The organism is Marinobacter alkaliphilus (assembly GCF_055394375.1).
Map to the genome: position 1 here is coordinate 3,253,842 of NZ_AP043751.1, position 20,126 is coordinate 3,273,967.

The 20,126-nt window shown below is 57.6% G+C and carries 21 protein-coding genes and 2 tRNA genes; 2 read left to right on the plus strand and 21 right to left on the minus strand.

What is annotated here, in order from left to right; translation table 11 throughout:
• Entirely contained in the window at positions 1 to 1,077 is a 1,077-nt protein-coding gene (locus ACZ5Q2_RS14850) for an AI-2E family transporter (protein ID WP_061331031.1), read from the minus strand.
• A gap of 16 nt (positions 1,078 to 1,093) precedes the next feature.
• A complete protein-coding gene (locus ACZ5Q2_RS14855; protein WP_058089598.1) occupies positions 1,094 to 1,321 on the minus strand; it encodes a sulfurtransferase TusA family protein in 228 nt (75 codons plus the stop codon).
• A gap of 156 nt (positions 1,322 to 1,477) precedes the next feature.
• Between ACZ5Q2_RS14855 and ACZ5Q2_RS14860 the strand changes: the two genes are divergently transcribed.
• Positions 1,478 to 2,947: a M48 family metalloprotease gene (locus ACZ5Q2_RS14860; protein ID WP_061331030.1), complete on the plus strand. Its 1,470-nt coding sequence runs from the start codon at positions 1,478 to 1,480 to the stop codon at positions 2,945 to 2,947.
• Positions 2,948 to 2,956: 9 nt separating this feature from the next.
• Here ACZ5Q2_RS14860 and nadA read toward each other — a convergent pair whose 3' ends face one another.
• From nadA to aspS, 14 genes are all read right to left on the minus strand, one after another.
• Positions 2,957 to 4,018, minus strand: a complete 1,062-nt coding sequence (nadA, locus tag ACZ5Q2_RS14865; protein WP_061331170.1) for a quinolinate synthase NadA — start codon at positions 4,016 to 4,018, stop codon at positions 2,957 to 2,959.
• 193 nt (positions 4,019 to 4,211) lie between these two features.
• Positions 4,212 to 4,287 (minus strand) — tRNA-Lys (locus ACZ5Q2_RS14870).
• Positions 4,288 to 4,348: 61 nt separating this feature from the next.
• Positions 4,349 to 4,424, minus strand: a tRNA-Lys gene (locus ACZ5Q2_RS14875).
• Positions 4,425 to 4,542: 118 nt separating this feature from the next.
• The gene (ybgF, locus tag ACZ5Q2_RS14880; RefSeq protein ID WP_061331029.1) at positions 4,543 to 5,313 is read right to left on the minus strand and encodes a tol-pal system protein YbgF; all 771 of its coding nucleotides are present in this window, start codon (positions 5,311 to 5,313) and stop codon (positions 4,543 to 4,545) included.
• Positions 5,314 to 5,338: 25 nt separating this feature from the next.
• On the minus strand, positions 5,339 to 5,908 hold the full coding sequence (pal, locus tag ACZ5Q2_RS14885) for a peptidoglycan-associated lipoprotein Pal (protein WP_058089595.1): 570 nt from the start codon (positions 5,906 to 5,908) through the stop codon (positions 5,339 to 5,341).
• A gap of 45 nt (positions 5,909 to 5,953) precedes the next feature.
• Positions 5,954 to 7,282, minus strand: coding sequence for a Tol-Pal system beta propeller repeat protein TolB (gene tolB / locus ACZ5Q2_RS14890; protein WP_058089594.1), 1,329 nt, complete (start codon positions 7,280 to 7,282; stop codon positions 5,954 to 5,956).
• A gap of 5 nt (positions 7,283 to 7,287) precedes the next feature.
• Positions 7,288 to 8,280, minus strand: coding sequence for a cell envelope integrity protein TolA (gene tolA / locus ACZ5Q2_RS14895; protein WP_269063655.1), 993 nt, complete (start codon positions 8,278 to 8,280; stop codon positions 7,288 to 7,290).
• Between the two features lie 63 nt (positions 8,281 to 8,343).
• Positions 8,344 to 8,790 carry a protein TolR gene (gene tolR, locus ACZ5Q2_RS14900; RefSeq protein ID WP_058089873.1) on the minus strand — a complete coding sequence of 149 codons (447 nt, stop codon included), beginning with the start codon at positions 8,788 to 8,790 and terminating at the stop codon, positions 8,344 to 8,346.
• 40 nt (positions 8,791 to 8,830) lie between these two features.
• Positions 8,831 to 9,454 (minus strand): protein TolQ, encoded by a 624-nt coding sequence (gene tolQ, locus ACZ5Q2_RS14905; protein ID WP_230712744.1) that lies wholly within the window; start codon positions 9,452 to 9,454, stop codon positions 8,831 to 8,833.
• A gap of 101 nt (positions 9,455 to 9,555) precedes the next feature.
• Positions 9,556 to 9,981, minus strand: coding sequence for a tol-pal system-associated acyl-CoA thioesterase (gene ybgC / locus ACZ5Q2_RS14910; protein ID WP_061331027.1), 426 nt, complete (start codon positions 9,979 to 9,981; stop codon positions 9,556 to 9,558).
• Entirely contained in the window at positions 9,974 to 11,005 is a 1,032-nt protein-coding gene (gene ruvB, locus ACZ5Q2_RS14915; protein WP_061331026.1) for a Holliday junction branch migration DNA helicase RuvB, read from the minus strand. The genes ybgC and ruvB overlap by 8 nt, the downstream gene beginning before the upstream one ends.
• A 156-nt stretch (positions 11,006 to 11,161) precedes the next feature.
• Positions 11,162 to 11,791 (minus strand): Holliday junction branch migration protein RuvA, encoded by a 630-nt coding sequence (gene ruvA / locus ACZ5Q2_RS14920; protein ID WP_061331025.1) that lies wholly within the window; start codon positions 11,789 to 11,791, stop codon positions 11,162 to 11,164.
• A 30-nt stretch (positions 11,792 to 11,821) separates the two neighbouring features.
• Positions 11,822 to 12,349 (minus strand): crossover junction endodeoxyribonuclease RuvC, encoded by a 528-nt coding sequence (gene ruvC / locus ACZ5Q2_RS14925; protein ID WP_061331024.1) that lies wholly within the window; start codon positions 12,347 to 12,349, stop codon positions 11,822 to 11,824.
• A gap of 75 nt (positions 12,350 to 12,424) precedes the next feature.
• Positions 12,425 to 14,224, minus strand: coding sequence for an aspartate--tRNA ligase (aspS, locus tag ACZ5Q2_RS14930; protein WP_432209939.1), 1,800 nt, complete (start codon positions 14,222 to 14,224; stop codon positions 12,425 to 12,427).
• A gap of 348 nt (positions 14,225 to 14,572) precedes the next feature.
• On the opposite strand from aspS, the gene fabR reads away from it, so the two are divergent.
• The gene (gene fabR, locus ACZ5Q2_RS14935) at positions 14,573 to 15,199 is read left to right on the plus strand and encodes an HTH-type transcriptional repressor FabR (protein ID WP_432209938.1); all 627 of its coding nucleotides are present in this window, start codon (positions 14,573 to 14,575) and stop codon (positions 15,197 to 15,199) included.
• A 12-nt stretch (positions 15,200 to 15,211) separates the two neighbouring features.
• Here fabR and ACZ5Q2_RS14940 read toward each other — a convergent pair whose 3' ends face one another.
• The 5 genes from ACZ5Q2_RS14940 to guaA are packed head-to-tail and all read right to left on the minus strand — an operon-like array spanning position 15,212 to position 20,117.
• Positions 15,212 to 15,622 (minus strand): HIT domain-containing protein, encoded by a 411-nt coding sequence (locus ACZ5Q2_RS14940; RefSeq protein ID WP_152437982.1) that lies wholly within the window; start codon positions 15,620 to 15,622, stop codon positions 15,212 to 15,214.
• Between the two features lie 15 nt (positions 15,623 to 15,637).
• Positions 15,638 to 16,984 carry a UDP-glucose dehydrogenase family protein gene (locus tag ACZ5Q2_RS14945; RefSeq protein WP_432209937.1) on the minus strand — a complete coding sequence of 449 codons (1,347 nt, stop codon included), beginning with the start codon at positions 16,982 to 16,984 and terminating at the stop codon, positions 15,638 to 15,640.
• Positions 16,985 to 17,017: 33 nt separating this feature from the next.
• Complete coding sequence (galE, locus tag ACZ5Q2_RS14950; RefSeq protein WP_432209936.1) at positions 17,018 to 18,007, minus strand: UDP-glucose 4-epimerase GalE; 990 nt, start codon at positions 18,005 to 18,007, stop codon at positions 17,018 to 17,020.
• The gene (tadA, locus tag ACZ5Q2_RS14955) at positions 18,004 to 18,486 is read right to left on the minus strand and encodes a tRNA adenosine(34) deaminase TadA (RefSeq protein WP_061331168.1); all 483 of its coding nucleotides are present in this window, start codon (positions 18,484 to 18,486) and stop codon (positions 18,004 to 18,006) included. Before tadA ends, galE begins: the two co-directional genes overlap by 4 nt.
• A gap of 53 nt (positions 18,487 to 18,539) precedes the next feature.
• Entirely contained in the window at positions 18,540 to 20,117 is a 1,578-nt protein-coding gene (guaA, locus tag ACZ5Q2_RS14960) for a glutamine-hydrolyzing GMP synthase (RefSeq protein WP_061331018.1), read from the minus strand.
• Between the last annotated feature and the right edge of the window lie 9 nt (positions 20,118 to 20,126).

The following is a 20,126-nucleotide window of genomic DNA, read 5'->3' on the forward strand; positions in this document are numbered from 1 at the left end:
CTACTCTGATAACGCCGGTGAGGGCTCGGATTCCTTCACCGGCCATGCGGCAAACACCGCCTTGAGCATGGTGGCCAGCGGAATGGCAAAAAATACACCCCACAGGCCCCAGATACCGCCGAAGAACAGAACCGCCACGATAATGGCGACCGGGTGCAGGTTGTTCACCTCCGAGAACAGGATAGGCACCAGCACGTTACCATCCAGCGCCTGAATGATGCCGTACGCCACCATTACCCAGATGAAGTGAGAACTCCAACCGAACGCAAACAGGGCGATCACTGCGACTGGAATGGTGACCACGGCAGCGCCGATGTAGGGAATGACCACACTTAACCCCACCAGCAACGACAGCAGCGCCGCATAGGGCATACCCAGCAGTTTGAAAGCGGCGTAAGTGACGACGCCAACAATCAGTATCTCAACCGCCTTGCCCCGCACGTAATTGGCGCACTGGAGATTCACCTCATGCCAGATGCGAACCATCATTGGTCGTTGGGGAGGCAGCATCCGGCCAATGGAAGCGACCAGCACACGTCGATCTTTCATGAAAAAGAACACCAGAATTGGCACCAGGACCATGTAGATCAGCAGTGCTACCAGGTCTGGAATGCTTGATAGAGAGAACGAGACCAGTACCTGGGTCATATGAGCGACTTCTGCCGATACCTGGCGGTATATGGTGTCTACTGCCTCCATGGAAATCAGATGAGGATATTCCTCCGGCAGGAGCTCAAGGTAAGACTGAAGCTCGCGAATGATTCGAGGTGCTTCACCGGCAAGGTTACTGACCTGCGTCCAGATCAGTGGCAACAGCCCGAAAATAAACCCGACCAGAACACCGAGGAACACCACAAACACGCTGATGATCGCCACCAGTTCGGGTACACCCATCTTGTGCAGCTTGGCAACCAGGCCCTGAAGGATAAACGCGATAATCAATGACGCGATCGCCGGTGCCAGCATGGCGCCGAACAGAATGACAAAAACCGTACCGGTAACCAGAAGCAGAAACAGAATCACTGCTTCTTCATCAGAAAAATACTTGTGGGCTAGACCGCGCAGAATTCTGACCATGAACAACTCCGGAAGATTAACCGCCGCACTTTATCACGAAACGGAATTCGCCGTGATGCTCTGACTGGCTGACCAAAGTATGAGAAGACATTCCAAGCCAGGCCGGGATATCCCGGGCAGAACCCGAATCCGTTGCAATCACTTCAAGCTCTTGCCCGGCATTCATGGCGTTGAGTTCCAGCTTGGTTTTGAGAAGTGGCATCGGGCAACGCAGCCCGGAGGCATCCAGAATTCGATCAGCCATGTTAAACGAACACCATTACCATTTATCCAATAATCGAGCAGGCATTATGCCGGGGGTGTTACCCTATTGCATCTCAAGTCTTCGTAATACAGATAAGAACTTTCCGGGCTATGCTGATATCAAAGTGGCAAATCCCCACGGGTGTGACTGAAATCCATGAATCGAACTGATCGCCAGAATCCTGTCTGCCGTTTACTGACCACGTTTGCTCTGGCACTCCCCCTGCTGCTCTCCGGCGGGTTCAGCCATGCCCAGGAATCCAGCCTGCCCAGCATAGGCGGCAGCGCGGGCCTCATTTCCGGCCAGCAGGAAGCGGAAATCGGCCAGCAGGTGATGGCGTCCATCCGGCGTTCCGCACCCCAGATACAAGACCCGCTGGTATACGACTACCTGCACGCCATTACCTACAAACTGGTGCCCTCTGCCCCGCTTGATAACCGGGAACTGAAGCTGGTTCTGATCGACAGCCCTGCCCTTAACGCCTTCGCCGTCCCGGGCGGTATCGTGGGCGTTAATGGTGGACTGTTCCTCAATGCCGCAACGGAACAGCAGTTTGCCTCGGTCATGGCCCACGAACTGGCGCATTTGAGCCAACGTCACTTTGCCCGCCGCATGGAGCAACAGGAAACCAGCGCACCGCTGACACTGGCCGGGATGATCGCCGGTATCGTGCTGTCCGCGGTTACCCAATCCGATATTGGCATTGCCGCCATCGCCGGCACCCAGGCCCTGTCAATCCAGAACATGCTGGCCTACAGCCGGGCCCATGAACAGGAGGCCGACCGGGTGGGCATGGAGATTCTGGCCAACGCCGGCCTCGACCCGCGCGGCATGCCGGAAATGTTCGAAATCATGATGAGACAGAACCGGTTACAGGGAAATCAGATGCCCGAGTACCTGTCGACCCACCCATTAACCCAGAACCGGGTCGCCGACAGCCGCAACCGGGCGGAACAGTATCCCGACGAACGCATCCGGGATGGCCAGGAATATCACCTGGTTCGTAGCCGCCTGCAGGTGCGTTACGCCTCGTCAGCGCAACTGGCAGTCGAGACGTTCGAGGATTACCTGGCAAGGGATGACGCCAAACGCAACGACGCCATTCGCTACGGGCTGGCTGTGGCCTATCAGCGCAACCAGCAATACGACAAGGCCGAGCGCATACTGCGGGAACTTCTGGACGGCAGCCCGGGCAGAATTACCTTTCAGGTGACCCTGGCCGACGTGATGCTGGACCAGAAACGTTATGAAGACGCACGGACATTGCTGCGGCAGGCATTGGCCAGAAACCCACGCAACTACCCCATCACCTGGACACTCGCCGAAATCGAGATTGCCGACGGCAATGGGGATACCGCCGCCGGCTTGCTGCGGGACCTGGCCCGGCGCCTGCCGGAACGGGAGCAGATCTGGTTACGACTGGCCGAAGCCGAGGGAATGGCCAGGAATATCGTGGGTGTGCACCGCGCACGGGCAGAATACTATGCCTTGATGGGGGACTTGCAATCCGCCCAACGTCAGCTGCGCCAGGCCCAGGAAAAGCTACCCGCCGGGTCTGCCGAGCGGCAGGTGGTCAACGAACGCCTGAACGACATTACTGACAGGCTGCAAGCCCGGAGAGGCTGACGGGGATGGTCAGGCGTTTCCGGCAGCTTTCAGGTTCATGTTGGCGGTGAAATCCAGCATCCGGCGCAGCGGGCGCAATGCGTCTTCACGCAGGGTCGGGTCAACCAGCACTTCCTGATCGCCCCGCTCCAACACCGCAAGCAGGTTCTCAAAGCCGTTCATAGCCATCCAGGGGCAGTGGGCGCAACTGCGGCAAGTGGCGCCGTTGCCCGCCGTGGGAGCTTCAATCAGCGTCTTGTTGGGCGCCAGTTGCTGCATCTTGTAGAAAATACCGTTATCCGTGGCCACGATGAATTCTTCATTGGGCAGCGTCTGGACCGCGTGAATCAACTGAGAGGTTGAACCGACCACATCAGCCATCTCCACCACCGCGTCGGGAGATTCCGGATGCACCAGTACAGCTGCCTCGGGATAGAGCGCCTTGAGATCTTCCAGGCCCCGATGCTTAAACTCTTCATGCACGATACAGGAGCCATCCCACAACAACACATCAGCGCCCGTTGTCTTCTGCACGTAGTGGCCCAGGTGTTTGTCCGGCGCCCACAGGATCTTCTCCCCTCTGGCATCCAGATGCTCAACAATGGCCTGAGCGCAGCTGGAGGTCACCACCCAGTCCGCCCTCGCCTTTACGGCCGCAGAAGTGTTCGCGTACACCACCACCGTCCGGTCCGAATGTTGATCGCAGAAAGCGGAAAACTCATCCGCGGGGCAGCCAATATCGAGGGAGCAGGTAGCCTCCAGCGTGGGCATCAGCACCCGCTTCTCGGGATTGAGAATCTTGGCGGTTTCACCCATGAAACGGACACCAGCCACCACCACCGTAGACGCAGGATGCTGGTTACCAAACCGTGCCATTTCCAGGGAATCGGCAACACAGCCGCCGGTTTCCTCGGCAAGACGCTGGATATCCGGATCTGTGTAGTAATGGGCCACGAGCACAGCATCCTTCTCTTTGAGGGCTGCCTTGATGCGTGCCTCAAGCTCAGCTTTCTCGCTGGCACTCAGGGCCTTTGGCTCCGCTTCGTGTGCCAGATGTTCCTGAACAAGGATACGGTCTTGCGCTCGTGTCATTTCTGGATCTCTGAAGTTACTGTTACCGCGAGAGTATATCACTTCCGGGCGTGTTTTCATGGGGCTGTAACATAGCCTCCCGGGCACCCGGAAAATGAGTACGCCCATGCTGACTAGATGGGTTCGTGAAGCCAAAAAAAAAGAGCCCTGGGGGCTCTTTTTTCCACAAAACCCGGCGTCGGGCCTTGCTATTTGGTGGGTCGTGAAGGATTCGAACCTTCGACCAATTGGTTAAAAGCCAACTGCTCTACCAACTGAGCTAACGACCCATAACAGGTTGCCGGCGTTTGCCCGGCGAATGAAGGCACTCAAGACCACCATTCCGCAATTTGGTGGGTCGTGAAGGATTCGAACCTTCGACCAATTGGTTAAAAGCCAACTGCTCTACCAACTGAGCTAACGACCCAAACGAGGCGCACATATTACTGAATTTTTTTTGCTGATCAACCCCTTTTTGCGGGATTTACCAACTTTTTTCCGGGACCGATCAACAAGCAGACAAGCGGCTCAATCTGTGATCAGAGTCACGCCTTCTCGAGGTACTTCCGGGCCAGATCCGCAGCACCCGTATTCGGATAATTATCCACAACACTCTGCATGCGGCGTTTCGCTTCGTCTTTTTCGCCCATTCGATCGAGTGTCACCCCGAGCTTGTAGACCGCATCTGGCGCTTTTCGGTGATCACTGAAACGGGTAGAAACAATAGTGAATGCCTGCTTGGCCTGCTCGAGGCGGGGTTCCGCCAGGTACACCTCACCCAGCCAATAGTAGGCATTGACGGTAAGGTCCCCTTCCGGATATTCATCGATAAACTCATACAGCCTACTGATGGCGGTATCAAAGTCTTTCTTGTTCCGGATCAGATCAATGATTTCGTTATAGGTTTTCTGCTCATCCGCACCGGGGGATCGGTAAACCCTGGCCGGCGTTAGCTGGCCACCCTGACCAGATTCGGCTGCACGGCTTGATTCCCGGGTGTTTTCGGCCTTGCGCTCAACAGCCTTGGACAGGTCCAGTATCCGCTGGTCCAGATCCACGTAGCGATCCCGACTTTGCTGCTGCAAGCGGCTGATCTGATGCTTCTGTTCTTCCACCTGCCCTTGCAGCCTGCGCACATCGCTCTGGAGCTGCTGGATCATGTAGAACAGTTCCGCCGTAGCCTGGTTATTACCCGACTTACGCTGGGCCTCAGAGGCATTGTTCTGAAACGCGGGTGCAGACGACTGTGCCAGACTGACTCCCGCCAGGCCGAGGCCCAGCGGGAGCAGCACTGTCGCCATGAGCAATTTTCTCATGGGACCTTCCGATCATTGATTTCGATTACTTGAACACCAGCTCAACGCGACGGTTCTGTGCCCAGGCACTTTCGGACGAACCACGAACAGCCGGCTTCTCTTCACCATAGCTTACGGTTTCGATCTGGCCACGGGAAGCACCATTAACGATCAGGAAGCGCTGAACCGCATTGGCACGACGCTCACCCAGGGCAAGGTTGTATTCCTTGGTACCACGCTCATCGGCATGACCTTCAAGACGAACATTCTGGCGTGGATTGTTGGCCAGGAACTGGGCGTGGGCAACCAGAACATCGCGAGCTTCCTGCTTGATCTCGGAGGTATCGAAATCAAAGTAGAACGTAGTGATGTTGCGCAGTGCTTCCTGCTCAGCCTGCTGGCGCGCGGCCTGACGCTCTTCTTCGCTCAGACGAGAGGAAGAAACGCCATCACCATCGGCGCCGCCATAAACGGTGGAACCACCGTCCTGATCAATAGCGGCCACATCGGAGCCATAAGCACCGTCTTCCATGGTATCGCCGGTGGAGCTACAACCGGCTACCAGGCCCACGGACAACAACATCGCAAACGCTTTAGTCTGTACTGACAGTTTCATGTGTGCACTTCCTTATCGTGATTGGTTTATTGGACAACAACGTGTTCAGCGAACGATAGGGCCCCAGGCGGGCTCACGGACATCACCGTCTGATGCCGGCAGGCTGTACGCCGCCCCGCCATTTGCCGAGACAACCGTGAGCACGCTGGTACCGTTTTGCTGTGTGGCATAAATCAACAAGCGTCCATTTGGTGAAACGCTCGGTGATTCATCCGATTCGGTTCGGGTAATGACAGATTCTTCCCCGTTTTTCAGGTTCGTGCGGGCGATATGGAACGCCCTCTCCCTTTGATGCACGTAATACACGTACTCGCCTTTGGCATCCGGTCTTGGGCGGGCGTTGTATCGGCTGCCAAAGGTAATGCGCCTTGGTTCGGCACCCGCTCTTTCCATATGGTAGATCTGGGGGCCGCCTGAACGGTCTGACGTGAAATAGATTCCCCGGCCGGTGTGATCCCAGGCACCCTCAGTGTCGATGGCCCAATGGTTGGTCATCCGGGTCAGGTTGCCTGAGGCAATATCAAGCCGGTAGATCTCTGCGTTACCGTCTTTGGACAGAGTCAGCAGCATGGACTTGCCATCCGGTGACCAAGCGGGTGCCGAGTTCAGACCAGGAAAATCCGCCACCTTCTTGCGGTTTCCACTGGCCAGTTCATGAACAAACACCACAGGCTTGCCGGTTTCAAAAGACACATAGGCTAGCTGCTTGCCGTCCGGAGACCAGGCGGGAGACAAAATGGGCTCGCGGCTTTCAAGGCGGATTCTTGAGCGCTTTCCGTCTACATCGCTGACGTGCAAACGATAGCGGGCGTTATCGCCGTCTCCGGTCACCGTGACATAGGCAAGCTTGGTCGAGAACACCCCCGGATCCCCGGTAATAGCCTCGTACACCCGATCACTGATGTGGTGACCGAGGGTCCGAATGTTACTGGCCGGTGCGCCTGCGGTTTCGCCGAGAATACGTTCCTCCCGGTTAACATCAAACAGCTCGTACCTTGCTTCGATACGGTCGCCTGAACGGGTCAACTGCCCCACCAAAACATAGCGCTGCCCCAGCAGACGCCAGTCCCGGAAATATACTTCCGAGCGCTGTGAAGGCAGACTCAGCATCCGGGACGGCTCAAGCGGGCGAAACTCACCGCTCATGGTCAGGTCTGCCTGCACGATGGTGCTGACTTTGTCGCCCGCCGGCATGGAACCGCTTTCGGCAAACGGCACCACCGCAATCGGTATCGCGGCGTCGGCACCTTCGGTGATGCGAATCAGCAGCTCTGCCCTCGCCTGACCGGCCAGCAGCATTAGAACAACCAGTGCTGCCAGCGCCGTGGTAAAGGGAAATCCCTGACGATATGAGTCATGTGCGTTCAATGTCATAGGCCTCACCGCAACCGTTGCGGATTGAATTCAATAGTAAACTGTCGGAAATAACGCTCAAACGTATCCCGATCTGAAGGAATCGGATACCGGTTCAACGACCGGACTGCACCCAACGCCGAGTTATCAAATGCCGTGTTCCCGCTACTGCTGACCAGACGGGCGTTAACCAGTTCCCCGGTCGGCAGCAGCGTTATCTGAACTCTGGCCGTCATATCTTCCGTCGCCGACGACGGCGGGTACCAAGCCTGGCTCAAACGCTCACGTATAAGTGCCTGGTACTTTTCGCTTTCTGACAGCATCTGCGCTTCACGGGCACGGGCCGCAGCGGCCTCCTGCTGGCGCCGGGCTTCCGCCTCCCGCTCTCGGCGGGATTCTTCGGCCAGGGCTTCGAGTTGCTGCTCTCTCAATCTACGCTCGGCTTCCTGGCGTTTGCGTTCCGCTTCCTGGCGCGCAGCCTCTTCTTGCCGTTTACGTTCAGCTTCTTCCTGCCGGCGACGCTCTTCCTGGCGACGTTTCTCTTCCTCGGCTTTGCGCTTTGCCTCTTCCTGCCGTTTGCGCTCTTCTTCAGCGCGCTGGCGCTCGCGCTCTTTGGCCTCTGCCTCCGCTTTCTGGCGCGCAGCCTCCTGTTCCCGTGCCTGCTGCTCGGCCCGTTCACGAGCCTGAGCTTCCTGGCGCTTGCGCTCTTCTTCCCGCTGCCGCGCCTGTTCCTGAGCCTGCCGTTCGGCTTCCCGCCGGGCCTGCTCTTCCTGCTGTCGACGGCGCTCTGCTTCCTGCTGCTGGCGCTCACGCTCCTGTTGCTGGCGACGCTCCTGCTCGCGATCCCGCTGATCCTGCTCATCCACCACCGGGCTCGGCCGGGGTTCCGGGCTGACCAGCCGCGCAGAAATGGTTCTGGGCTCAGGCTCAGATATCGGCGATGTCCAGGACCAGCCAGCCAGCGCAATCCCGACAATTAACAGGTGCAATGCCACAGACATAAGCACCGGCGATTTCATCGGAGCCGTATCGGTACTGATGGTTTCCCGTTCGTGACCCTTCACAACAATAATGCCACCCTGTTACGGCCTTTCCTGAGGTGCGTCGGTTATCAAGCCAACCCCGGTTGCGCCTGCAGCCTGAAGCTCAGCCATTAGCCGAACCACTACGCCGTACTCCACGAACTCGTCACCACGCACCAGCACTTCGCCATTGGTGCGCTGTGACAGAATATTGGCCACCTGTTCACGCACCTCGGCCAGCGTCATCGGGTCGCTGCTTCGGTCGCCGATATCCATGTAATAGGCGCCGTTGGCGTCTACCGAGACGGTAATGGATTCAACATCTTTGTCTTGCTGAATCGGGTCTGATGTCGTTTGGGGCAAATCCACCTTTACGCCCTGAGTCAACATTGGAGCTGTCACCATGAAAATAATGAGCAGTACCAGCATCACGTCGATGTAGGGCACCACATTTATCTCAGACATCGGCTTGCGCTTTTGCTGGGGCATCAAGCCCATACCTTTCATGCCGCTCATGCCGTTTTCCTCCCGTTATCGACGAGTGCCATCAGGCCGCCTGGTCATTATTATGGACTCGGCGATGCAGAATGCTGGAAAACTCCTCGGCAAAGGTTTCATAGTTCTTCAGCAACGCATCCGACATGGCAGAGAACCGGTTATAAGCAATAACGGCCGGAATCGCTGCAAACAGACCCATGGCCGTTGCAATCAGCGCCTCCGATATACCCGGGGCCACCGTGGCAAGCGTTGCCTGCTGCACCTGAGCCAGACCCCGGAAGGAGTTCATGATGCCCCACACGGTACCGAACAAACCCACATACGGACTGGTTGAACCCACGGTTGCCAGGAACGGAAGATGGGTCTCCAGACGCTCCTGCTCCCGGGAAAAGGCAACCCGCATGGCCCGCTGGGTGCCTTCCATGACGGCGTCGGCATCGCGACTTTGCTGGCGCAGACGGGAAAACTCCTTGAAACCAGCCCGGAATACGGATTCCATGCCGGAAAACGGCGTCGGGTCTGCATTCACCTCTTTGTAAAGCTGCCCGAGGTCCATACCGGACCAGAAACGCTCCTCAAACGCCAACTGCGCCTGCTTGGCCTTCCGGAACACCTGAATGCGTTGAAAAATCAAAGCCCAGGACACCACCGATGCCAACACCAGCAACAGCATGACCAACTGCACCAAAACCCCGGCATTGGCAATCAGATACCAGACTGAAAGTTCCGCTTCCACTGTGCACTCCCAACTAAGTTTGTATGCTTTTCAATAAATTAAATTGAATTCTTTAGAATCTCTTGCATGTTCTCGGGCAACCTCTTGGGCTTGCCGGTATCCAGTGCGATGCAGGCAACCCGCACATCGGCTTCGCACAATAACTGCAGGTCTGCCGCTCTGAACACCCGCTGCCTGAAGTTCATCCACACCCGGGACGACGCTGTGGGCTCCGCAGTAACCAGTAGCTGGTCGTCCAGTTTGGCCGGCACCTTATAGTGCAGGCTCATGCGCTGAACCACGTAACTTGTGTTGTCTTCCAGGCCGGCCCTCAAACCAACACCGTGGCTGCGTACCCACTCGGTTCTGGCCCGCTCCATGTAGTGAAGATACTTGGCATGAAAGACGATACCACCCGCGTCTGTATCTTCTATATACACCCGGATGGGCAGTTCAAAGCGTTCTTTCGTAGCGTTTTCATTCAAAGAGGTCGTCCTCAGCACCGGATTTCGGGGCCACCACGCCAAAATGGCGGTAGGCACTGGAAGTCACCATTCGCCCCCGGGGCGTTCGCACCATAAAACCCTGCTGAATCAGGAACGGCTCCAGCACGTCCTCGATGGTCCCCCGCTCTTCACTGATGGCCGCAGCCAGGCTTTCCACACCCACCGGGCCGCCATCAAACTTTTCGATCATGGCCAGCAACAGGCGGCGGTCCATGTGGTCAAAGCCCTGGTCGTCCACTTTCAGCATGTTCAGAGCCTGGTCGGCAATGTCGGCAGTGATGTGGCCGTCTGAGCGAACCTCGGCAAAATCCCTCACCCGCCGCAGCAGGCGGTTGGCAATTCGTGGTGTACCCCGGGAACGGCGGGCTATCTCGAATGCCCCCTGTTCATCGATGGTCACCGAAGACAGCCGTGCCGACCGGAGAATGATGTGCGTGAGGTCCTGGGTGTTGTAGAACTCCAGACGCTGAACAATGCCAAAGCGGTCTCGCAGTGGCGATGTCAGCAAACCCGCCCTGGTTGTAGCGCCCACCAGGGTGAACGGGGGCAAATCCAGTTTGATGGATCGGGCCGCCGGACCTTCGCCGATCATGATGTCCAGCTGATAATCTTCCATCGCCGGATACAGTACTTCTTCAACCGCCGCGCTCAGGCGATGAATCTCGTCGATAAACAGTACATCGCCTTCTTCGAGATTGGTCAGCATGGCGGCCAGGTCGCCGGCTTTCTCCAGTACCGGGCCAGAGGTGGTCTTGATCGACACCCCCATCTCGTTGGCAATAATGTTTGCCAACGTAGTCTTACCAAGGCCTGGGGGGCCGAAGATCAGCACATGGTCCAACGCTTCCTGGCGGCCCCGGGCAGCGGAGATAAAGATTTCCATCTGCTCGCGAACCGTCGGCTGGCCCACATACTCAGACAGCAATGTCGGGCGAATGGCCCGATCATGCACTTCCTCGTATTCACCGGCCTTTGCCGAGATCAGTCGGTCAGATTCAATCATGGCATTATCCGCTTGCTGGGAATAAACAACGTGCCCAAAGCTTTGGCCTGACGTTCAAGTTGCCCCAATTGTACAAAGGGCATTGTTGGAGTCACGTTACGCTCTATACACATTGGTGTCATGGGGCGACACAAAAAAGGCCAGGCAGTGAATCCACTACCCGGCCGGGATCATATTTCGCAAGGCCAGACGAATCAGCGCTTCGCTGGTCATGTCGGGCTCAGCCACCTTACTAATGGCCTTGGCGGCTTCCTGGGGCTTGTAGCCCAGGGCAATCAGCGCGGCCTCGGCCTCGTCTCTCGCGTCGTGGCTTGCCGCCGGCGCTGTTGTGGAGCCGCCCGGAGTTGCTGAACCCGGTACCGTCGGGGTGAACTGCCCTTCCAGTTGGCCAATGCGGTCAGTCATATCAATCAGGAGTCGCTCGGCAGTTTTCTTGCCGACCCCCGGCAGCTTCACCAGGGCGCTGACATCGCGGGCCTCAACACAGCGTATAAACTGTTGGGCATCCAGGCCGGACAGTATGCCAACAGCCAGTTTAGGGCCAACGCCATTGACCTTGATCAGCAGCCGGAAAAGATTGCGATCCAGCCGGGAGGCAAAGCCATACAGGCTCTGGGCGTCTTCTCTGACCGCAAAATGCGTGTGTAAGGTAACTTCCTGCCCGGTTTCCGGCAGGTGAAAGAAGGTGGTGTAGGGAATGTCGACTTCATAACCCAAACCGGAGCACTCCACCAGTGCGTGGCCGGGGGCCTTCTCTATCAATATGCCTCGGATTCTACCGATCAATGCAGGCCTCCTGGGGCTTGTCTGAGCCTGTTATTGTTGCCGAACCCGCCCGCTTCGCGCTTTGCCACCGGTGCCGGCGAGCTTCAGTATGCTCTGGTTCATGTGGGCATGACACAGTGCGATCGCCAGGGCATCCGCCGCATCTGCCTGGGGCTTGCGGGACAAACCCAGCAGTGCCTGGACCATATGCTGAACCTGGGATTTGTCAGCGCCACCGCTACCAACCACCGCCTGTTTGACCTGGCGAGCGGAATATTCATGGACAGCCAGGCCGCTGTTGGCAGCACTGACAATCGCCGCGCCCCTGGCCTGCCCCAGCTTAAGGGCTGAATCCGGGTTCCGGGCCATGAACACCTGTTCAATGGCGAACTCTTCCGGGCGGTACTCACCAATCAACACAGCAAGGCTATGGAAAATAGTTTGCAGGCGTTCCGCCATGGGCTTTTCACCCACCCGGATACAGCCGCTGTCGATGTACTCGATCTGGCGGCCTTCCGCACGAATGATGCCGTAGCCGGTGATTCGTGAGCCAGGGTCTACACCCAGGATGATGGCCATCCACACGCCCTCAGAGATAGCTTGAGCAAAAGCACTCAACCCGGAGGCGCCACGGGCAACCTCCAGGCTTGTGTATCACTCGTTGTCTTCGGCTTTGTTGCCTTCAACCGCTTTGGCTGAGCGACGCAGGCGAATGTGCAGTTCTTTCAGCTGCTTTTCGTCTACCGCACCCGGCGCCTGGGTCATCAGACAGGTGGCGCTCTGGGTTTTCGGGAAGGCGATGACATCCCGGATGGACGACGAACCGGTCATCAGCATCACCAGCCGATCCAGGCCAAAGGCCAGGCCACCGTGCGGCGGGCAACCGAACTTCAGGGCATCCAGCAGGAAGCCAAACTTGGCGCGAGCTTCCTCTTCTTCGATACCGAGGATGCGAAACACCGTTTCCTGCATTTTGCCGTCATGGATACGGATAGAACCACCGCCCAGCTCGGTGCCGTTCAGCACCATGTCGTAAGCGCGGGACAACGCATTGGCCGGATCGGCCGCCAGCTCGTCCGGACTGCAGGAGGGCGCAGTGAACGGATGGTGAATAGCGGTGAGGCTGCCGTCTGGCAGTTCTTCGAACATCGGAAAGTCGACAACCCACATCGGTGCCCACTCGCAGGTGAGCATGTCGAGGTCATGGCCGACTTTGATGCGCAGCGCTCCCAGGGCTTCGTTGACCACGGTGGTCTTGTCAGCACCGAAAAACACGATGTCGCCATCTTCCGCCGCAACGCGCTCCATGATGGCCATGGCCACGTCGTCGCCCAGGAACTTAATAATCGGCGACTGGAGGCCTTCCACGCCCTTGGCCAGTTCGTTCACCTTGATGTAGGCCAGGCCCTTGGCACCGTATATGCCGACAAACTTGGTGTAATCGTCAATCTGCTTACGGGTCAGCGCACCGCCCTTCGGCACACGCAAGGCTGCAACACGGCCTTTCGGATCCTTCGCGGGGCCGGCAAAGACCTTGAAGTCCACGCCTTCCACCAGGTCGTTCACGTCTTGCAGTTCCAGCGGAATACGCAGATCCGGCTTATCGCTGCCGTAACGCTGCATGGCCTCGGAATACGGCATGCGCGGGAATTCCGGCAGCTCGACATCCAGCACGTCTTTGAACAGCGCCCGGATCATGTCTTCGTTCAGCTTCATCAGGGTCTCTTCATCAATGAAAGAGGCCTCGATATCAACCTGCGTGAACTCCGGCTGACGGTCTGCCCGCAGATCTTCGTCGCGGAAGCACTTGGCGATCTGGTAGTAGCGGTCAACGCCCGACACCATCAGCATTTGCTTGAACAGCTGCGGCGACTGGGGCAGCGCGAAGAAGGAACCTTCGTGGGTACGGCTGGGCACCAGATAATCACGGGCGCCTTCGGGGGTGGCGCGGGTCAGGATCGGTGTTTCCACGTCCATGAAGCCGCGACTATCCAGGAAGTTGCGGATGTAACTGGTTACCCGGGAACGGAAACGCAGGCGGTTGATCATTTCCGGGCGGCGCAAATCGATGAAGCGATAGCGCAGACGAACGTCTTCGCCCACATCCACGTGCTCATCCAGCGGGAACGGCGGTGTGGCGGCGGCGTTCAGGATCACGACTTCCTTACCCAGCAGCTCAACCTGGCCGGTCGGCATATTGTTGTTTTCGGTACCGGCGGGGCGCCGACGCACGTGGCCGGTAACCTTGACAACGAATTCGCTACGCACTTTTTCTGCCAGAGCAAAGCTCTCTGGGGTGTCGGGATCAACAACCACCTGAGACATGCCATCCCGATCTCGCAGATCCAGGAAGATAACCCCACCGTGGTCACGGCGGCGGTGTACCCATCCGCAGAGAGTGACTTCCTGATCGATGTGGGATTCGTTGATCCCACCGCAATAATGACTGCGCATATCGGTTCCCGTTGTGTCTGAATGTGTTCGCGTTTAATAAAAGCGTCTGGGCAAGCTGATGGGGATGGCTTTCCGAAACCGTGCGGAGCCATGGATGGCGGAGCCGAGCGTACATGGATGTATTCACAGCGTGCTTCGGAAAGCCATCCCCATCAGCTTGCTTGCAGCATTTTTGAGGCCGCCCGCAAATGTCAGCGACCATAGCCGAAAAGCCGCCCATTATAAACACAATGACATTGAAAATCAGGCGTCCCGGAAGAGAATTGGGACAGGATATTGAACGCCGGGATGACTATCAAAAAACCGGGGGCTAGAATGCATGGTTTGAGCGGACCATGGAGTAAGACGTTGGCCACCAGAGCGGAACAGAAACTGAAAACCCGACGGGCTTTGATGGATGCCGCCCTGGCACAACTGAGTGCGGATCGGGGCTTTGGCAGCCTGAGTTTACGCGAGGTTGCCCGGGAAGCGGGCATTGCCCCCACCTCCTTCTACCGGCATTTCTCCGAGCTGGATGAACTGGGCCTGGCACTGGTCGATGAAGGCGGTGTTGCGCTACGACGGTTAATGCGCCAGGCGCGCAAGCGAATTGCCCGGGACGGCAGCGCCATTTCCACATCCGTAGATACGTTTATGGAGTATCTGGGTAACAACTCCAACCTGTTCCGCCTGATGCTGCGCGAACGCACCGGGGTATCAAAACCGTTCCGAACCGCCGTCAAGGCCGAGATCGATCACTTCGTAACGGAACTGGCAGATGACCTTGGGCGGTTTGCGGATGAACAGAACAAGCCTCTGGCGGATACCAGGCTGGTGGCTGAATCCATGGTCACCCTGGTGTTCAATCAAGGTGCAGAAGCACTGGACGCCACGCCGAAGGAGCGGGACGAACTGAAAGCCAAGCTCAAAACCGAGCTGCGAATGATTCTGGTAGGCTCCCAAACCCTGGCGCAATGGCAGAAGGGCCAGGAATAACCGGAGCCCGATTCAGGCCAGGGATTGCAGCAGGGGCTTTAACCTGGCACGAATCTCTTCCAGCTCCTCCCCTGTGTACGGCACAGGAGGCTGCTTACCCCACACAGGACCGGGCCACGCGGGGTCACCTTCAAAGCGTACGATGTGGTGCAAATGAAGCTGCGGCACCATGTTACCCAGCGCCGCCACATTCATCTTGTCGCCACCGAAAAGCTCCATCATGCCCTGGCCAAGCGTAGAGGACTCCTCCAGCAACCGCACCTGTTGCTTATGGTTCAGCTGGTAGATTTCCCGGATGTCCGGCACCGCCGGCACCAGGATGATCCAGGGCCAGGTGCTGTCGTTCATCAACAGGATTTCGCACAGGCGGCTGTAACCCAGGTGATGGGTATCTGCCGCGAGCCTTTCGTGTAGCTGAAACATCACCAGCCCTCTCGATCAACCAGCAGAATGAAACTGGTTACGGCCGCGGCCAATGGCGTAGTAAACCAGACCATGGCGCTCGAGAATTTCCGGTTCGTACAGGTTTCGACCGTCAAACACCGCTGGCTGCTTCAGGGCGCCGGCAATCAGGTCGAAGTCCGGCGAACGGAATTCCTTCCACTCGGTACAGATGGCCAGCACATCGGCACCTTTGAGGGCCTGCTCTTTGGTGCCACACAGGGTCAGGCCTTCGTGGTCACCGTAGATGCGCTGGGTTTCTTCCATGGCTTCCGGGTCAAAGGCCTGCACGGTGGCGCCGACCTTCCAGAGATCTTCCATCAGCGTCCGCGAGGAGGCTTCACGCATGTCGTCGGTGTTCGGCTTGAAGGCCAAGCCCCAAAGAGCTACGACCTTACCTTTGAGATCGCCTTGGAAGAAGTGGCTGATCTTGTCGAACAGCACGTGTTTCTGAGCGTAGTTAACGGCTTCTACTGCATTCAGCAACTTGGCTTCGTAATCGCAATCACCGGCGGTCCGGGCCAGGGCCTGAACGTCTTTCGGGAAACAGGAGCCACCATAGCCGCAGCCAGGGTAGATGAAGTGGTAGCCAATACGGGGGTCGGAACCAATGCCCCGGCGTACCGCTTCGATGTCGGCACCCAGGCGCTCGGCCAGGTTGGACATTTCGTTCATGAAGCTGATCTTGGTGGCCAGCATGGAGTTGGCAGCGTATTTGGTGAGTTCCGCCGAACGGATATCCATAAAGATCATCCGGTCGTGGTTGCGGTTGAACGGGTAGTAAACCTCCCGCAACAGCTCCGCCGCCTGTTCGCTGTCGGTACCCACCACAATGCGGTCCGGCTTCATAAAGTCGTTGATGGCGGCGCCTTCTTTCAGGAATTCCGGGTTGGATACCACGTCGAAATCCAGCTCCAGGCCGCGCTTGTCGAGCTGCGCGCGTACCGCTGCCTTTACCTTGTCACCGGTGCCCACGGGTACGGTGGACTTGTCGACAACCACCTTATAGTCATCCATGTACTGACCGATGGATTTCGCCACCGCGAGCACGTATTGCAGATCGGCAGAGCCGTCTTCGTCCGGCGGTGTGCCCACGGCAATAAATTGAAGGGTGCCATGTTTGACAGCCTGTTCGGTGTCGGTGGTAAACGACAGGCGACCGGCTTCCACGGTGTGCTTAACGATGCTATCGAGGCCTGGCTCGTAAATCGGAATCTTGCCGTTCTTCAGTTTCTCGATCTTGCCCTGATCCACATCCATACAAAGCACATCGTGACCAACATCCGCAAGACAGGCACCTGTTACCAGGCCCACGTATCCGGTTCCAAAAATCGTAATTTTCATCCAGTTGTTCCTGAAATTAGTTGCTTGAAGAGGTTATCGGGAAGCTTTTTTCTTCTGCCAGACCGCTTCCCAGGCCAGAGCGGTACGCACGATGGTATTGAGGTCATCGTAATCCGGCTGCCAGCCCAGAACATTCTTGATTCGCGTGTTGTCGGCCATCAATGCTGCCGGGTCGCCGGCACGGCGGCCAGTTTCTGTCACCGGAAAATCGACACCGGATTCCGCCTTGACCACATCAATGACTTCTCGCACGGTAAAGCCGCGGCCGTAACCACAGTTGAGCACCTGAGACTCGCCACCCCGGACCATGTAATCCAGCGCCATCACGTGGGCCTTTGCCAGGTCTTCAACATGGATATAGTCGCGGATACAGGTGCCATCGCGGGTTTCGTAGTCAGTGCCGAATACACTCATACCATCGCGCTGACCGGTCACACATTCGCAGGCCACTTTGATCAGGTGCGTCGCCTCCGGCGTTGCCTGCCCCAGCAGTCCCTCCGGATTAGCGCCGGCCACATTGAAGTAGCGCAGGATAACGTAGTTAAGGTTACTGGCCGCAGCCAGGTCCATCATCATCCGCTCGCTCATCATCTTGGAGGCGCCATAGGGATTGATGGGTGCCAGCGGCAGGTCTTCTGTCAGCACCGTTTCCTCTGGCATGCCGTAGACCGCCGCGGTGGAAGAAAACACCATATACGGCACCTGGTGGCGCTCAACCGCTTTCAGCAGATTCAGAGTGTTACGGGTGTTATTACTGTAGTACTTGAGGGGATTGGCGACAGACTCCGGCACCACGATGTTCGCTGCAAAGTGCAGCACCGCTTCAAACTTGTGGGCGGAAAATACGGCTTCTATCGCGTCTTCATCCGCCAGATCGGCTTCCACCAGCTCCCCGGCGGTTACCGCCCAGCGATAGCCGGTAGAGAGGTTATCAAACACCATAATGTCGTGGCCCGCTGCTGCCAACTGACGCACAACGTGGCTGCCGATATATCCGGCACCGCCGGTAACAAGAACTTTCATGAGTCTGTGCTTCCCTTCCCTGAGTGTTGTTGGCGGCGCTGCCGGATTTCCCGACGGCGCCGGCTGAAAAATTCGGAGATCACCCGACCGCACGGTTCGGCCATCACGCCCCCGCAAACCTCTACCCGCCAGTTCAGATGCGGCTCTTCAAGGGTTCTTCTGGCCGACTCGACGGCACCCGCTTTGGGCTCAGCGGCACCATACACTAACCGGCTGATACGACCGTGGACAATGGCTCCCACACACATGGTGCAGGGCTCCAGGGTTACATACATCGTAGCACCCGCCAACCGGTAGTTCCCCACCCGAGCCGCAGCATCCCGCAGGGCTCTGATTTCCGCATGGGCGGTCGGGTCGCAATGGGAAATCGGGGCATTGAAGCCCGCCCCAACCTCCCTGCCATCCAGAACAACAATGGCGCCAACCGGCACTTCACCGGCTGCCCCGGCCTGGGCGGCGAGTTCCAGTGCCCTGGCCATCCAGCGCCGATCTTCCGGAGTGTCGTTCACTATCCCTTATCCCCTGCCTCGACTTACTCCCACTCAATCGTCGCGGGTGGCTTGGAAGAGATGTCGTAGGTCACACGGGAAACGCCAGAAATCTCGTTAATAATCCGGTTGGAAACCGTTTCCAGCAGATCATACGGCAGGCGCGCCCAACGTGCAGTCATAAAGTCGATGGTTTCCACTGCCCGGATGGCAATCACGTATTCGTACCGGCGGGCATCGCCTACCACACCGACGGATTTCACCGGCAGGAACACCGCGAACGCCTGGCTGGTCTTGTGGTACAGATCCGCACGGTGCAGCTCTTCCAGGAAAATCGCATCGGCGCGGCGCAGAATTTCCGCGTACTCTTTCTTCACTTCGCCAAGAATACGGACACCCAGACCCGGCCCCGGGAACGGGTGGCGGTAAACCATGTCGTAAGGCAAACCGAGCTCCAGGCCAATCTTGCGAACTTCGTCTTTGAACAGCTCCCGCAGCGGCTCAACCAGTTTCATCTTCATGGTTTCCGGCAGGCCACCCACATTATGGTGGGATTTGATGACATGGGCTTTACCGGTTTTGGAGGCGGCAGATTCGATCACATCCGGGTAGATGGTGCCCTGGGCAAGCCAGTTCACGTCTTTGATCTTGGCGGCCTCGGCATCAAACACATCAATAAAGGTGTTGCCGATGATTTTGCGCTTCTGCTCAGGGTCGTTAACTCCCTTGAGCTTTGACAGGAACAGGTCTTCGGAATCCGCACGGATGACTTTCACGCCCATGTTGCTGGCGAACATGTCCATCACCTGATCGCCCTCGTGCAGGCGCAGCAGACCGTTATCCACAAACACGCAGGTGAGCTGGTCGCCGATGGCCTTGTGCAGCAAAGCGGCGGTTACCGAGGAATCCACACCACCAGACAGCCCCAGCAGAACCTTTTCGGAGCCTACCTGCTCACGAATCTGGCGAACGGCGTCATCAACAATCTTGGCCGGTGTCCACAGGGCCTCACAGCCACTGATATTCAGGACAAAGTGCTCGAGAATCCGCTTACCCTGGAGAGTGTGGGTCACTTCCGGATGGAACTGGACACCGTACAGGTTACGGCTGAGGTCCTGCATGGCGGCAATCGGCGCGCTCTCGGTAGAGGCTAAAAGCTCAAAGCCTTCCGGCATGGCAACTACTTTGTCACCGTGGCTCATCCAGACATCGAGCAGGGATTCACCCGCAGGTGTCAGGTGGTCAGTAATGTCCTGCAGCAGAGGGCCCTTGGCCCGGACTTTCACCTGGGCGTAGCCGAATTCGCGCTTCTCAGAGCTGGCAACACGGCCGCCCAGTTGCTCCGCCATGGTCTGCATGCCGTAGCAGATGCCCAGAATCGGAATGCCTTTGTCGAACAGCCCTTCCGGTGCACGGGGACCACCCAGTTGGGTTACCGATTCCGGACCACCCGCCAGGATGATGCCTTTGGGATTGAACTCGTTGAGTTCTTCGTCTGTTACGTCAAAGGCCTTGATTTCACAGTACACGCCGATTTCGCGCACACGGCGGGCGATCAGCTGGGTGTACTGGGAACCGAAATCAAGAATCAGGATACGGTGGTCGTGAATGTTCTGAGCCATGGAGTCCTC

Excerpts from the sequence above, each read along its gene's own strand:
- ACZ5Q2_RS14850 (WP_061331031.1), bottom strand. The coding sequence starts at position 1,077 with ATGGTCAGAATTCTGCGCGGTCTAGCCCACAAGTATTTTTCTGATGAA.
- ACZ5Q2_RS14855 (WP_058089598.1), bottom strand. The coding sequence starts at position 1,321 with ATGGCTGATCGAATTCTGGATGCCTCCGGGCTGCGTTGCCCGATGCCA.
- ACZ5Q2_RS14860 (WP_061331030.1), top strand. The coding sequence starts at position 1,478 with ATGAATCGAACTGATCGCCAGAATCCTGTCTGCCGTTTACTGACCACG.
- nadA (WP_061331170.1), bottom strand. The coding sequence starts at position 4,018 with ATGACACGAGCGCAAGACCGTATCCTTGTTCAGGAACATCTGGCACAC.
- ybgF (WP_061331029.1), bottom strand. The coding sequence starts at position 5,313 with ATGAGAAAATTGCTCATGGCGACAGTGCTGCTCCCGCTGGGCCTCGGC.
- pal (WP_058089595.1), bottom strand. The coding sequence starts at position 5,908 with ATGAAACTGTCAGTACAGACTAAAGCGTTTGCGATGTTGTTGTCCGTG.
- tolB (WP_058089594.1), bottom strand. The coding sequence starts at position 7,282 with ATGACATTGAACGCACATGACTCATATCGTCAGGGATTTCCCTTTACC.
- tolA (WP_269063655.1), bottom strand. The coding sequence starts at position 8,280 with ATGAAATCGCCGGTGCTTATGTCTGTGGCATTGCACCTGTTAATTGTC.
- tolR (WP_058089873.1), bottom strand. The coding sequence starts at position 8,790 with ATGAAAGGTATGGGCTTGATGCCCCAGCAAAAGCGCAAGCCGATGTCT.
- tolQ (WP_230712744.1), bottom strand. The coding sequence starts at position 9,454 with ATGCTGTTGCTGGTGTTGGCATCGGTGGTGTCCTGGGCTTTGATTTTT.
- ruvB (WP_061331026.1), bottom strand. The coding sequence starts at position 11,005 with ATGATTGAATCTGACCGACTGATCTCGGCAAAGGCCGGTGAATACGAG.
- ruvC (WP_061331024.1), bottom strand. The coding sequence starts at position 12,349 with ATGGCCATCATCCTGGGTGTAGACCCTGGCTCACGAATCACCGGCTAC.
- aspS (WP_432209939.1), bottom strand. The coding sequence starts at position 14,224 with ATGCGCAGTCATTATTGCGGTGGGATCAACGAATCCCACATCGATCAG.
- ACZ5Q2_RS14940 (WP_152437982.1), bottom strand. The coding sequence starts at position 15,622 with ATGTTTCAGCTACACGAAAGGCTCGCGGCAGATACCCATCACCTGGGT.
- ACZ5Q2_RS14945 (WP_432209937.1), bottom strand. The coding sequence starts at position 16,984 with ATGAAAATTACGATTTTTGGAACCGGATACGTGGGCCTGGTAACAGGT.
- galE (WP_432209936.1), bottom strand. The coding sequence starts at position 18,007 with ATGAAAGTTCTTGTTACCGGCGGTGCCGGATATATCGGCAGCCACGTT.
- tadA (WP_061331168.1), bottom strand. The coding sequence starts at position 18,486 with ATGGCCAGGGCACTGGAACTCGCCGCCCAGGCCGGGGCAGCCGGTGAA.
- guaA (WP_061331018.1), bottom strand. The coding sequence starts at position 20,117 with ATGGCTCAGAACATTCACGACCACCGTATCCTGATTCTTGATTTCGGT.